This is a genomic window from Glaciecola sp. HA4-3 (assembly GCF_055693685.1).
The window spans coordinates 2,039,757-2,053,811 of the sequence record NZ_CM146340.1; the positions used below are offsets into that span (position 1 = coordinate 2,039,757).

The 14,055-nt window shown below is 36.6% G+C and carries 10 protein-coding genes; 5 read left to right on the top strand and 5 right to left on the bottom strand.

The window, feature by feature from the left end; translation table 11 throughout:
- Positions 1–11 precede the first annotated feature (11 nt).
- Positions 12–3,497, bottom strand: coding sequence for a TM0106 family RecB-like putative nuclease (locus ACZ1G6_RS09670; protein WP_472616117.1), 3,486 nt, complete (start codon positions 3,495–3,497; stop codon positions 12–14).
- Between the two features lie 370 nt (positions 3,498–3,867).
- On the opposite strand from ACZ1G6_RS09670, the gene ACZ1G6_RS09675 reads away from it, so the two are divergent.
- From ACZ1G6_RS09675 to ACZ1G6_RS09685, 3 genes are all read left to right on the top strand, one after another.
- Complete coding sequence (locus ACZ1G6_RS09675; protein ID WP_472616118.1) at positions 3,868–5,040, top strand: WYL domain-containing protein; 1,173 nt, start codon at positions 3,868–3,870, stop codon at positions 5,038–5,040.
- A 96-nt stretch (positions 5,041–5,136) separates the two neighbouring features.
- Positions 5,137–5,562, top strand: a complete 426-nt coding sequence (locus ACZ1G6_RS09680; protein ID WP_472616119.1) for a hypothetical protein — start codon at positions 5,137–5,139, stop codon at positions 5,560–5,562.
- A gap of 131 nt (positions 5,563–5,693) precedes the next feature.
- Entirely contained in the window at positions 5,694–7,100 is a 1,407-nt protein-coding gene (locus tag ACZ1G6_RS09685) for an AAA family ATPase (protein WP_472616120.1), read from the top strand.
- A 626-nt stretch (positions 7,101–7,726) separates the two neighbouring features.
- Here the strand turns inward: ACZ1G6_RS09685 and ACZ1G6_RS09690 are convergent.
- Both ACZ1G6_RS09690 and ACZ1G6_RS09695 read right to left on the bottom strand, forming a co-directional pair.
- Positions 7,727–8,524, bottom strand: a complete 798-nt coding sequence (locus ACZ1G6_RS09690; protein WP_472616121.1) for a tyrosine-type recombinase/integrase — start codon at positions 8,522–8,524, stop codon at positions 7,727–7,729.
- 263 nt (positions 8,525–8,787) lie between these two features.
- Entirely contained in the window at positions 8,788–9,279 is a 492-nt protein-coding gene (locus ACZ1G6_RS09695) for a hypothetical protein (RefSeq protein WP_472616122.1), read from the bottom strand.
- 431 nt (positions 9,280–9,710) lie between these two features.
- On the opposite strand from ACZ1G6_RS09695, the gene ACZ1G6_RS09700 reads away from it, so the two are divergent.
- Together ACZ1G6_RS09700 and ACZ1G6_RS09705 are read left to right on the top strand one after the other, a co-directional pair.
- Positions 9,711–10,190, top strand: coding sequence for a hypothetical protein (locus tag ACZ1G6_RS09700; RefSeq protein ID WP_472616123.1), 480 nt, complete (start codon positions 9,711–9,713; stop codon positions 10,188–10,190).
- A 22-nt stretch (positions 10,191–10,212) separates the two neighbouring features.
- A complete protein-coding gene (locus tag ACZ1G6_RS09705; RefSeq protein ID WP_472616124.1) occupies positions 10,213–11,019 on the top strand; it encodes a TIGR02391 family protein in 807 nt (268 codons plus the stop codon).
- A 183-nt stretch (positions 11,020–11,202) separates the two neighbouring features.
- On the opposite strand, the gene ACZ1G6_RS09710 is transcribed toward ACZ1G6_RS09705, so the two are convergent.
- Both ACZ1G6_RS09710 and ACZ1G6_RS09715 read right to left on the bottom strand, forming a co-directional pair.
- The gene (locus ACZ1G6_RS09710) at positions 11,203–11,934 is read right to left on the bottom strand and encodes a hypothetical protein (RefSeq protein WP_472616125.1); all 732 of its coding nucleotides are present in this window, start codon (positions 11,932–11,934) and stop codon (positions 11,203–11,205) included.
- A 103-nt stretch (positions 11,935–12,037) separates the two neighbouring features.
- The gene (locus ACZ1G6_RS09715; RefSeq protein WP_472616126.1) at positions 12,038–13,990 is read right to left on the bottom strand and encodes an AbiJ-related protein; all 1,953 of its coding nucleotides are present in this window, start codon (positions 13,988–13,990) and stop codon (positions 12,038–12,040) included.
- Between the last annotated feature and the right edge of the window lie 65 nt (positions 13,991–14,055).

The window sequence follows — 14,055 nt, forward strand, 5'->3', positions numbered from 1 at the left end:
CATAGTTTTTGTTAATTGTTTACTAATGCAATTAGTCGATTTAAAGCCTGCATATCATTCGTATTTGGCGCGATTCCTTTTAAAACGTTAGGGCTAAGCAGTACGATGGCCAAAACTTGTGATCTAGATATAGCAACATTCAACCTCTGTTTATCTAACAAGAATGAAAGCCCTCGCCCAGCTTCACTAGCGTCACTTGCACATAAGCTTAAAAACACTATCGGCGCCTCTTGGCCTTGAAATTTATCAACTGTACCCACTTTCGCATTATCTCCAAGCTCAGATTGTAAAACCTTTACTTGGTGGTTGTATGGTGTGATAAACAACATGTCTTCCCATTGTAAAGCTCTAGAGGTAACCATTGAGTCATCACTGAACGTAGACTCTTTCAATAAATGTAGAGCTACTTCTTTGATTTCCATAGCTTCCTCAATCGAAGCTTGCTTGTTACCGACATGCTCTACTGGAATATAAGCGATACCGGCATCACAACCCAATTTTTGAAGCAAATCTTCGGATACTATATTCAATTTTCTAGTGTTTGTTATATCGTTAGTTTTCAACTGCCCATCATAAATATGCTCGCTCACAAACTTATTTATTTCTGGGGCCATTCTGTAAGTCTCTGGCAGAAATACGCCTAATTCAGGTGGAATGACAGCTTTACCTTGCAACAGATAATCTAACGTAGATAATCCACTCTCTTTTGGGTGGACCGCTTGAGAAGGCTGGCCTAACTGCATCTGGTCGCCCATCAAGATTATGTTCTTAGCTGATTGGCTCATTGCCACTAAGTTTGCAAGTGAAACTTGCCCCGCTTCATCAACAATCAAATAATCTAATGTGCTTCCCATTTCAGCTCTAGAGAAGCCCCATGCCGTTGCACCTAAAACACATGCATCACTGAGTTGCTCAGACAACTTAGAGTTAGTAGTATTTTCAATACCTACCTCTATCAATTGGTCGTTATAACCACCAGTACAAAATATTCTAGCTTGAACATTAGCAAGTTCACATTGTTTGGCAGAAGCTTGCAAGAGGTTATTAATAGCACTATGACTATTACTAGATACACCTACACGTAGCCCCTTCTTCGCCAATTCAGTAATAATCATCTTGCCTGTAAATGTTTTCCCTGCACTAGGAGGTCCTTGAATAGTAAGGCATGCATTATCCATAGCCAAAACCGTGCTGATTACTTCGTTAACTAACGAATCACCTTTCATCTGGCGAATACTTAATAGGGGGGACTCTAAATTGGTGTTATTGCCATGTTTAAAAGTCGGGGGCTTTCTCCTCAAATACTGAAGAATCGCGGAGTCTTGCTCCTTTTCTTTTTCAGTAGATGGATTTGAAAGATAGCGCGAAGCAATATTTTGGATAGCGTCAGGGATTTGTCCCGCAGGAACCACTACATTTGGTAGAAAAGTAGTTTCGTTGGGCGGTTCAAAGTTTGTTTGAACAACAATATAACCGGCACTTAGGTCACTTTCATTTGGTAAGTACTTTCCTTTTAAGGGCCACCCCATTTCATTTTCGGTACCTAAAAAATAAAGCTCAGCATTAGCTGATAAGGCTTTAAAGTCTTGAGTATCGTCAAATTTATATTCGAAGCTGTAATTTCTTGTTCTCGGTGTTAGCAAATAAGGCTCTTTGGTTGTTCTAATGCATTGTGCAATGCAATTTAAATCATCCGTAAGCTCTTCTGGGTTCAGTGCCATACGCTCAAATAATTGCCAATAGCTGACTTTGTTCTCTCTTTTGTGAAAATCGAGCAAAAAAGCAAGCAATTCAGCTGTTTCGTCTTTTTGTTTACCTCCATCTTGGTTTGTAAAAGTGCGAGATAAAAGCTCATCCTTTAACCTTGATGATTCAATAATTTTGTCGCTATCTGGCGCATGTATAGTGTCTTTGCTTCCCAAATATTGGATATTGTTTTTCTGCTGAAGAACACGCAGCCAATCAACCAACCCTTGCGTAGAGTCACAATCATCAATGTTGTAATCCCTAATGCTTGAAAGCTCTTTTGAGTCTTGCCAGTTACCGGTTGTCTTTTTATCAAGGTACTCTTCACGAAATTGCTCATAAACAACTACCGAATCGGCACCAGCACCAACTTCGGTCTCGCGTTTAGACCGATATAAATGCTCAACATTTTTAATAGAGTATTTAGGCTCACCTAGTATAATCGACTCCTTCACGACTCTGTATAAATCAATAAAAACATTGTTGCGGAGCAATTGGTCTACTTCATTCTCGCAAACAGCATAACGATTCATCAGTTTTTTACAGGCAGTAATTTCGTAACTAGCATAATGGTATATGTGCATTCTGGGATCGGTGAGCCACCTGTTATGTGCCCACATAATAAAGTCTATAAACGCTTGTCTCTCTTGCTTTTCATTATGTGCCCAAAACTCCTTAAATAATCGCTCACCTTGCTCATTAAAGTATGACGCTCCCCATAGGTACTCTAAACCACCATCTACCAGAGGATAGCCTTCGACGTCAAAATACAGATCTTTTGAATTGGTCGGCGGGAGTAACGATAATCCTTTTTTGGTCTTATTATCATGCGGCAGTAATTCGAAGCAAGGTAACGCATTTGTATCTTTCATTTGCACTTCAGTCGATGCTTTTTGTAACCTAGCTTGACTAACCAATCGATGAAAAATATCCGGCTTTAGTCCAAAAGAATCTTTTTCAACATCAACTAGGCTCGCCAATTGTGTCATTGTAGTAACACCTGCTTTTTGAAGCTTACCTATCTGGTGGCTTGTGATGTTAGCAACCTGCCCAAGATAGTCTCTTTCTAGCAAAAGTTGTTCAGCATATGTTGACCAATTTAAATGGTCTTTATCTTCGGCGGGATCAACTTCCATATCCGACGTCCAATTGTTATGGAAATCAAAAAATGCGGTTTTTATTTGATGATAATAATATATGTAATCCCGAGTAAGCATGCGCTCTAATTGGCCGTTACCCATTGCTACACATATGTGCATTGGCAAACACCCTTGGATGTTCTTTAGCATTTCAGCGTATGCACATAATTGAATGACAAAACTAGGTTTAACCCTAGACGATAACTTGGCGTCCCAAACTTCATAGTAATAATCACCTAACTTACTTTCACCGGAAACTTTAACTAAGAAATCACTTAAGCCCGCAATATTTTCGCCCTCCAAATAGGCTTGTGATATTACGTCAACACCGTCGTACATAGCTTCTTTTGTAAGTTTTGCTTTTTCGTTGTCATCACCTCCCTTGATTATTGCAACGTTTAAGCCTTGTTCTAAGAAACGTTTTTCGATGACCTCTTCATGCTCATAACCTTTGTCAGCAAGCAGTTGCAACATCGGGTCATCTTTGTCCTTCAAACCTCTTAGCTCAGGATTCGATATAGCGGCTCTATCCATGTGGGAAGCAAACTTACTCTGCATAAATCGATGAATATCTGATGGGGAGTAAAGCATCTTTTCATTTTTTAAAAACATGAAATAAAACCTAATTTAATTAAGAAACAAAAGTTCATTGAGCAATCTATATACTTAGCGGGTTATCGGCGGCTAAGTCAAAACCACCCTGTATTATTAAACGCTTGTACATATTAACTAATCAGAAGTCGAAATAAGTGACAGCTTTAGGCTTAGTATAAATAAAATCTCTTTGAAGCAAATAAATTAAGACTGATTGATAGTGCCAAACACTAAAATAAAGTGTTATGTATCTGGGTCGTTAATAAAAAGGAAACAAAATTCAACGACAAACCACTTATTAGATACATCGCCGTTTTAGATGAAGTCAAGTTAATGATGACCTTAAGAGATCGCTCAAATAACGACAAAGATTAGAAAGGTATATTCAATGAATTGGAAAAAAATAGAGGAAACAAAAACTAATAAAGGCTCTTCGCTCGCCGCGTTAGAGCGAGCCCTATTTGTACTAAGTATTTTACCTTCTGCAAGCAGTGATAGTGGAATTTCAATAAAGGAAATAATGACAAAATGGGAAAATCATATTGGCTCTGATACGGACAAAGCGGTCAAACGAAACACCATGAATGACTCGGTATCAATGCTTGCGGAACTTTTCAAGCTTGATGTCAAAGTAGGACCACACAATACGAAACGGTACAAATATAGCAAAGACAGTTCTGCATATTTTATCAATTTCGAGTTACAAGAAGCGCTGAACTTTCTCGCTTTAGCTGACTTTGCAAAAAGCAACGGTCCTATTGAGCATATCGATAAACTGTCATTGTTTTCAACAGCCGCCTCGCAAAAAGCCAATAAATACGATAGGCCCCCATCCGTATTATTTGAAGAAAGTGGGCTGCTAAGAAGAAGTGTTGAAGAGCTAGAAATATCTGCAATAGACGCTTCAACACGCAATGAATTATTAAGTTTATTTGACAAAGATTCGGTCACTTTGGCTGCAAAACGTGAAAAATTAATATCAGCAGTCAACAATGACCACTTGATTAGTTTTAAATACAGATCATCTAATCGCAAACACGAAGAAAAAACTGTCCTGCCAATAGCACTCGTCTATAAGAATAAAAATCAATATTTGCTCGGTGTTGTATCTCAAGACAGAATGCCAACGCAAAATTCATTCAAGGATGAAACAAAATTATTGGCTTTTGTCTTGCCACGAATAGATGGTGATATCACCGTACAACGAGGAAAGTACAATAAACATGAGTTTTCAAAGAAAGATATAGAAAGTGCGCTTCAATTCACTAGCCGCAATGCGGTTTGTTCAGCGGAAGTATTTACATGTAGTTTTAAGCTCTACCAGCCAATTGCATTTACTTATTTAGAAGCACCATTTATTGATTCTGAATATCCGAATACACAAAGGTTCATTTTAGGAGAAGACGACTATCTAGAAGTCGAGTTACAAACTAAGGACACTCACGAACTGCGGCAGTTTTTACTCGGCAATATAAACTTCATATCTGACATCCAACCTCAAGAGCTTCACACAGCTTTGAAAGAAGACTTTTTAAAAGGATTAAAAAAGAACTTCAGTTAACACTTATATCGATAACTGACATGTCATTATTCAACCTGTACTGACGAAACAACAAATTTGTGTCGTCCCCTTTTTGATTTTGATAGGTAAATAAATATGACAAATTCAACACTTAAATTCTCTTCAGACGCTGCACTAAAAGGCATATTAAGCTCTGAATATCTAACAGATTTCACTGGTGATAAGGTAACTGTCTGCACAGCTACTGGTAAACAACAAAATGAGGCTAATTGCACATTAAATACAGGTAGTACAGAGATATATTGTGACCTATTTACAGATAGCAGCGGTCAGTTTTACGGCAGTTTTGAATATGCTGACGGCGATATTGTTTTTTTAGTCAATATCGATAACAAAGGAAACGACAAATTCGAAGATCAAAGCTCTAACAACTTTACGTGTGAAGCTTCGTTTGAACAAGGTCAAATCAAATCAGTGTCTGTTTTTAACAAAGCCTCGCCTGATAGTCTAATCAAAAAATATATTCGCTCTACAGAAATACCTTTACTTTTTAAAGTTTAAATAACAGTCGAAGGGAGGGAGGTGATTTCTCCCTGCGATTTTAACTAACATTCTGCATGACTATGGGCTTTTATATGATTTGACCTTTTTATCTTGCAGAGTTTCAACTAAAGATAAAGGTGCTGCTAATCATGGAAAAAAATGAAATGACCCTCAATATTGAAATCTCAAAACAAAATCAAAAAAGGACGGCTAACGTTAGACAACACACCCAACAACGGAACAAGAAAAATACGAATAATGTTAGCGAGAGTGTCGACAGTGTAGCCGACTCACATGTCATTATTGGTCATCAAATTGCCCAAGCAAAGTTTAATTCTCTCTTACCTTTTATGCATACCGGTAATAGACACCCGGTAAACGCAAGCACTTTGGTTCTAACTGGCCCGCGAAACAATGGAAAACACTATTTAGTAAAGACGATGTGCAAAGCACATGATGTTGATTGCGTTAAGATTGAGTTAGTAGATTTGGTCAAAGACGAGTTTGACCAAAAAGCAGGCAAGATAATCGAAATGGCTAAAAAGAAAGTCCCAACAGTTATACTAATTGAAGATTTTGAGGCTATTTATAAAACCACCAAAGTTGTAATGTCTACTGCAATAAACAACTTACGTATCATTTTCAATAAGACTGAGCGCTCAAAAGAAGCATTCGTCAACACTCTATTTGTAGTGTGCACATCAAAAGTTAAAGGCCCGGTGTTTAAAGTAATAAACGAATTAACCGTATACACATCATTACAACTAAATCTACCAAATAGGAATGAACGTGCGGCTCTTATCACAGAACATTTTCGAAAAAACGGCATTGAAGTGAATGATTGCGACAGCATTGCTTTATCTCAAATTCTTGCCGGAAAAGGTTACAGTTCAATATGTGAACTTATCGATGTTGTCATCAATAAATTACCATCAGGTGAAAATAGAATAAAGTTACCGACAATTACTAAAGAGATTTTTTACCCACTAGAATCCGAAATTAATAAGTCTATAGCTCAGCAATTTGAAGAGGAATTAGATGCTTACTATATGGCAGCGAAATTAGTTATTATTAACAAGTTTCAGACAGGTACACGGATTTTGTATGCAAACTTTTATCACCGAAAATACTATATAGACATGTTAGACAATAACAAACATAGTAAACTTGCAGTACTTGCTGACATTCACATTCTTTTATCCAGAAGAGCCCTACAAGCAATATATTTTGAAAATGAGAATAGCTATGACGTTTTTAAATACAAGGATCTAACAAGGGTATTTAAACTAACTAAAAAGTTTCTTGTATCAATCGACATATGTCAGTCGCCCAATGCAAACCGATATAGTGTCAACCCAGTTGAGAAACAACAAAAGTTAATACAACAGTCTTTTGATACGGCAAAAAAGCTAATTTCAAACAACTGGTCATTAATTGAACATCTGGCATATACGTTAAGGACAAATGGAGAAGTGTTTGAGAGTGATTTTGATTACTCGCCTGCAGCATTGGTATCGCAAGACTGTTATATAGCGAAATATATTAATCAGAATTAGTGGGCTGCATATAACGTTATGTCTTAGTCATAATGATGATTTAAACGTAGCATGGTTTGGCGGAGAGAGGGATTCAAACCCTCCGAGAATTAGTTAAATAATTGATTTTAAATATAAAACCATGTTCTATATGAAGTTTTTTTACGCTTTTTAGTGCCTTTTGATCCCAATTTGATCCCAAGAATTTTTATGCGTTTTTAGTACCTAAAATTAAAGCATCTGTATTAACATAAAAAAATAAGTCGAGTTAGAGCACTAAGATAAAACATACTTTCGGCGTCTACTCTTCTTCACCACACTTTTTTGTCTAAGACCTTACGTTTCATGAATCTAAGCAGTTTGCCATCATGTGGCAGCAATAGCGTTAATTCGCACCCACTCATTTCTCTGTAAAGATGTTGGTATGTTTGGAGCCAATGGACCTAGAGTATCGGGTTTTAATACCCCACTTGGTCTTGCTAGCAGGTTTATACTAGGAACTTCTACAATAGAAAAAGCGCCTGCCTTAAACTCAGTAGAATCTAGCAAAGATTCATGTGATTGCTTGAAAGTGGGATTTTTAAAACTCGGCTACAATATGTGGTTCGTTAATACACATAACCTCTGTTTTCTTACTTACATTTTCTTCAAGGGCTATTAAATACTAAAGATTCCAACGCCCCCCGAGCAATCGAATAACTTTCAACTAATTCTTGGCTTTTTGACTTGTAAGGTTTATTTGCACTAAACATTAGCGCAGGATTCAACGAGTCTTTTCGTAGTAAAGCTCTGGGTTTTCTAATTTTATCAGTATTTTTGGGAACGCCGCTAAGCGCAACTTCGAAATATTGACTGGTAGAAGTATTCATATGTTTAAGAACATCAGGGTCGACTTTAAATATTTCTCTACCACCATAAAACTCAATAGTAGTTTTGTGGCTGGCATGTGTAAACTGCTTAGAGTAATCTTTTACATCTATGCCAGCCTCATTGAACATTCTTGCCGCAGTATGTCTGAGTTGCTTAGGTGGTACAGGGTTTTCAATACCGGCTAGTTTCTGAAGTTTGTAAATATCGCGTCGGTATTCATATTCTGTGTATGCTAAACCTGTGTTTGGATTTACGACAAGAAAATCAAGGCTCTCACTGGATAAATCATTATTTGATTCTTTAAGCGTTATTTTCTGAGTTGGATAATTTTTTGCATCATCCACTAACCTCTCAAGATAAACCGCTGAGCTTTCAAACACATTAATTGTGGACAATTGCTTGTTTTCATTTTTCGGCCGTTTATAACTCTCAAGCGCACAAGACCTATTTATATCAATGGTATACTCACCATCATCAACTACTTTTATATCTTGCAACTCTAATGCGCGGGTCTCACCTGACCGAGTTGCCACTGATGTTGCAGTTAATAATGCCGCATTCCTAACTGCTTCCAACCCGTGAGTCTTTAAATTTTCAGTATCTAGACTTTCTAACGCAGCTAGATCATCTATACCCAAGGTTTTAGTATCACAAACACTCGGATTAACATTTTTAAAACGATTGATGATTGTATGAATGGTATCAAAATCGACTATAATACCACTTATTACTTCAAGCTAGACAGCCCTTTTCATAACTGTTTTTAGCATAGTCATCATTTTACTGACAGACTTAGCACTGAGTTCTTTTGATGCTAGCGTGTTTTTGACCCATACCTCTACATCCTTGTGCTTGAGCATATCAATATTAATATGTTCAAAGTGTTTTTAATTCTATTTAATTGCGTCTTGTAGTCTTTTTCTGTTGCTTTTTCTAACCCAACTAGCATATTACACTCGTAGTCATCACATACATGTGAAAATAAGCGATTTTTAGGGTGCCTCTTCGCACGTTTCTCTTTTTCTTGCTCTAGATCTTCTGGAGAAGATTTAATAAGCATTTTTGCTTGTACCAAGGAATTGCTAATCCCTGAATAAGTACGTGAACCTAGATTTATTCTAAGTGGCTTACCATTAATTCGTCGAGAAAACCTTATTGTCTTGTTACGAATCTCTAGATACAGCTTACCTACTTGTGCCTCTTGCCGTTCAATTAGGCCTTTCGCTACTTCTATACACAATAGCTCATCGCTATTGTCATTCAACCACTTAAAATCGAACTTGCCATTGGCAAGAAGTCCGCTTTTGTTTGGTTGAGTAGGTAATGTCATAGGTTAAGTTCTGTTGAGCCTATGAATAATGGTTTACGCTTTGCGTTTGCGTTTGCGTTTGCGTTTGCGTTTGCGTTTGCGTTTGCGTTTGCGTTTGCGTTTGCGTAAAACTATACCTGTAACTAATGAGTGAATACATATTTTGACCGCTCTCTTTCATTCTTGATTGAGAACAGTGTATGAAATAATCTCTTATTTACCTAAACTTAGGTTTTTTTGGAAACTCTTTATAAGTCATAATCTTATAAAATAAACTTAATTTTATTATTTTATGATATTAATTTTTAATTAATAAATTTAATCCCTGCATTAAATAAGAGCAATATTCCAGTTTAAGGTACATGAACGATGACGAAGATAAATACATGAAGCTTTCAGTTGTGTAGAATAAATGACATTGTGCAACAAAACTTTTTATAAAAGGGGTTATTTTGAGCGTCTATGAATTAGTAGCTATCTTCATTTCATCCGGCTCATTACTTATTGCCGGTCTTGCATTGTATAACTCTTGGGGTAACAATAAAAAACAACAAGAATTAGTCAGTCTACAAAAGCGTGTTACCGAAATAGAGCTATTAAAGTTAGACCAACACGCAGAGAATGAAAACAGAGCGCTTATCGACGTTGATATTTTTGATGAAAAACTAGTAATTACTAATATTGGTTATTGTTCCGCTCATAACATTAGAGTAGATTTTCCTCTTGGAAATGATTTTGTCATAGATTCAGAGTTAGTAGACAAACTACCTGTAATCGAATTAGCTCCTAATAAATTCGTTAGATTTATCACGAGCATTACTTGCGATAACATGCCCAAACAAGAATTATTAGTCAAATGGGATGATGATTATGGACCTGACAATTTTAAATTACATAAGATAAATGTTTTCAATTACACAAACCCTATTTAGAGCAACGTAATCACAAGAACATATGCAAAAAATCGCACCATTTAACTCACAAAAACTTGAAGCCGCTTGTCGGGTGCTGGCTGATACAGAGCTAGGACTAACTGGCTCAGAAATTGGCAGTTTAATTCAAGACTGTAATATTCAAGACGTATCCCCTTCCATGACGAAATGGAAACGCCTTTTTAATGCTCTAGGTGAGGCACAAAATAAACACCAAGTAGGAAATCATTTGATTATGTTCATTAATCGTGCGCTTGATCCGGTTAGCTATGCTAGAGATAGAGAAAAATTTGAATGGCGTCGTTCTGAACTTAACGTTGTATTATCGTTTGCAGGATTCATGGTGAGAGAAGATGGTAAAGTAATTAAGACTTCAAAAACGACAACGTTAAAGGGAGCAAGAGAGCGTGCTGGTGCTCTGCGGGCGAAACTTGAAGACCGCAAAGCCCATAAAGAAGTATTTCATTATTGTCGAACCGAGCTTGTTGATGAAAATTACTTTCATGCCGTGCTTGAGGCTGTCAAGGGTATTACAGAGCGGATTCGTAATATGTCGTCCTTGACATCGGATGGAGCTGAGCTTTTTAATAAAGCATTTTCTGTTAAACAACCGATATTGAAGATTAATAATTTGATTACGGATACCGAAATTAGCGAGCAAAAGGGCTTTAATAATGTTCTCATTGGTTTATTCGGCTCCGTTCGAAACCCTGTAGCTCACGCGCCAAAGACATCTTGGCCCATGAGTGAACTAGATGCATTAGATATCTTGTCAATGGTATCGTTTATACATCGGAAACTAGACAATACAATCACTAATAATACCTAAAGCTTGGTTTGGTCGATAACTTGGCTGAGCAACGATTGAAATACTGTTAGCTAAACTGGCAAGCAAGAAGTATCGCATATACAAGCCAGATAAATCTCTTTAGTTGATATTGAAAATTTTTCATCACCCACAGGAATAGTTTGACGCTCACTAGTAGAAATTAAGTTTAAGTTGCTATGGTCCTTAACATCTATTGTTGATGCATGTCTCAATAAAATCTTGGTTACTACCAATAGCATCTTCTAATACAACTTCCCAATGATTAAAACCTAAAACAGCTTTCATCTCTGCGCACCTATCAGTAATTACCTGACCGACATCATCAATCTTTGATGTGCTAATATCAGCTACTAAGCGTTCAATAACTCTTGAACTATTAAGTCTAAACCTCGCTAATAATTTCAACGAAGTATAATGGTTTTCAATGAGCGTGAATAACTCAGGTTCAATATCACCGTCATTACGAATACTAAATTCTGGTGTCCAATTTATATCAAAATTAACAAATAAAAACTGAGTTTCAGGAACGTTATGAAGGTACAAATTTAGAAATAGATAATTTCCTTCATTGTCTCTCCAACTGTCATTCTTTAAACGATTGCATGCGCTACAGCACGGGAATAGGTTTTTGGGGTGCACAGAAAACTCAGCAAACTCTTCTTGAGGAACTAAATGGTCCATCGTGTCGACTTCATTTATTGTGCAATTCTGACACGTATTTAACATTCTGTCGGTAACAGGGTGTTTTGTCAGAATCGCTTTAAGCTCTTGTATTTTTTTATTTCGGTAACTATACAAATTTTTTAAATCACGCTTTATTGAAAGCGTATGGTTTTGAGAATTCAAATCTGTAAGTGTCTTGGTCTGAAACAAACGATCATACTGCGTAAACAATATTTCCTGTGCAGCTTTCAATTCTTCTATTTCCTCCTTAAAATTGGGACGATTGGGTCTACTCCTAAGTTTTGAAGTAATATCACTGTAAAAACCAAATGACTCTCCTGTGTATGCGTTTAAATTAATCATCTGTTTCAACCAAACTACGCAGGTACAACCGAACATTGAGACTGGAGGGTAGATTATCTTGCTGTAGTGCACTTAGAACAGCATCATATGTATTATATTTTTCGAAAAGCCTGTCTATCACCTCTTTGTAGTGTCTTGGAATCGTTCTGTTACCAAAAACCTCTTCTGTTAATGTTGATAAGTTTTCACCGAATGACTCGATACCAATTTGACTGATAGAAGGAACGTTTTCTTCCTTCGACAAAATGTAAACGTTCTTAGAAAATATTTCTTGAATAATTAGAGGAGAATGTGTTGCAATTACACAAAATGATTGAAACTCATAAACTAATTCTGCTATTGCATTCATCAACTGAGAAATTGCGTTGGGATGTAGATGAGTTTCTGGTTCATCAAAGAGCATCAAACTGTCATACCTAATGTTGGCGACTATCTCAGATACTACAAACAAAATAATACTTTGCCCCGAACTTAATGAGTTTTCAGCTTTTTTAAAGCCTTCTTGGTCAAAATAAAGTTTTTCGCTATTATTTGGTTCAGGCCGTATAAAAAGCTCTATTATATTATCGTCAAGAAAGTTAGAAATAACGCTTCTCCATTTTTCAAGCCTACCAATCGCCTGAATTCTCTTCCATGTATAATGAAACTTGAGAAGAAGCCCCCTTTTACTTCTAAGTTCCCCGTTATCATCTCTGATTCCGCAATATGTATAATTAAAATCAGATGTCTTCTTTGGGATTTCAAAATTATCAAATGAACTGTAAGACACCGCGATAACTTTGCTAAAAATAGGGCTATGCGGTGAAAACTTTTTACTATTGCCTTTAGAAAAGTCTAACGGTAGGGATGTAATCAGTTGGGTCTTTCCCGCTCCATTTTTCCCGATTATTGCAACGATTCTGTTTTGTATCTCTCCTTGACTATTAAAGTCAAAATTAATGGATAACTCTTTGTTAGAATAGTTCGGGCTGAATTGATATGTAAATGTATAAAGACTCTCAACATTCATGTCAAGCAACATTGGTCTAACTTGTCTGTGAAGTCTTTCTGCGTCATCATCTCGAATAAGAGAATCTCTGAATACTTCTAGCCTTTCAAACTCGTCTGAAATGTCTGAAAAAAATGCTACATCTCGCAGTGCGTACAAAACACTTTTGAATCCTGGGCCAAAAAGTTGTTGAAACTCCGAGTAGTATTCAATATTTTGACCTAAGGAACAGAAGCTATGTTCGAGCGAATCAAACTCAATTGGCAATTTTGCAATAGCGTTTTTATCATTTTTGCTACCAACCTTTACCCAACGAAGATCAAACCTTTCCGCGCCATCAAAAAAGCAAAGATAAAATTGAGTTAAATAACCGAAATCATTCCAAAGGTCAGCGACTAAAACAAAGTGTTTTACAGGCCTGCCGGCAGTAACAACTAAATTGCCTACATGTATACTAGCCCAAACGCCCGGTTTATCAACATAAAAAGGTATTTTATTCCTAACTATTTCTGGCGGATGACCATCATTAATGAGGCTATCAATTTGAAAAATTGGAAACTCATCATTAAAACCAACAGTCACCAATGACAAATCATCCTGTCGTAAGAATTCGTTTATTAGGTTAAAATATCTAAATGACTCTTCTGGACTGGCTTGAAACTCCGGCTTAACAAACGTTTCGATGAACTTCGTAAATGTTTCACTACTTTCTAAGAGCTTTAATCGCTCTAAAAAAAGATATTCGTTGTCCCAATCGTCATTATTTATGGTGTGCTGAAATATGTCTTGTTCTGCATTGCTAAAACGGGAATCTTCCGATGGCATACTTTTTAAATCATAAATTTGACCTAAAAAAGGAATTAGTCCTTTTTCATAGTTCCTCGCAAATGAAAATGATTGTTTATCTTGCACTATTGCACTATAAACTTGCTTTCGAACTGTCTCACTAATATTCACAAATGCGTCCTTTCTTTCATCTCATTTGGGATTTAAATATAATTTTTAGTAATTCACGATCCGCT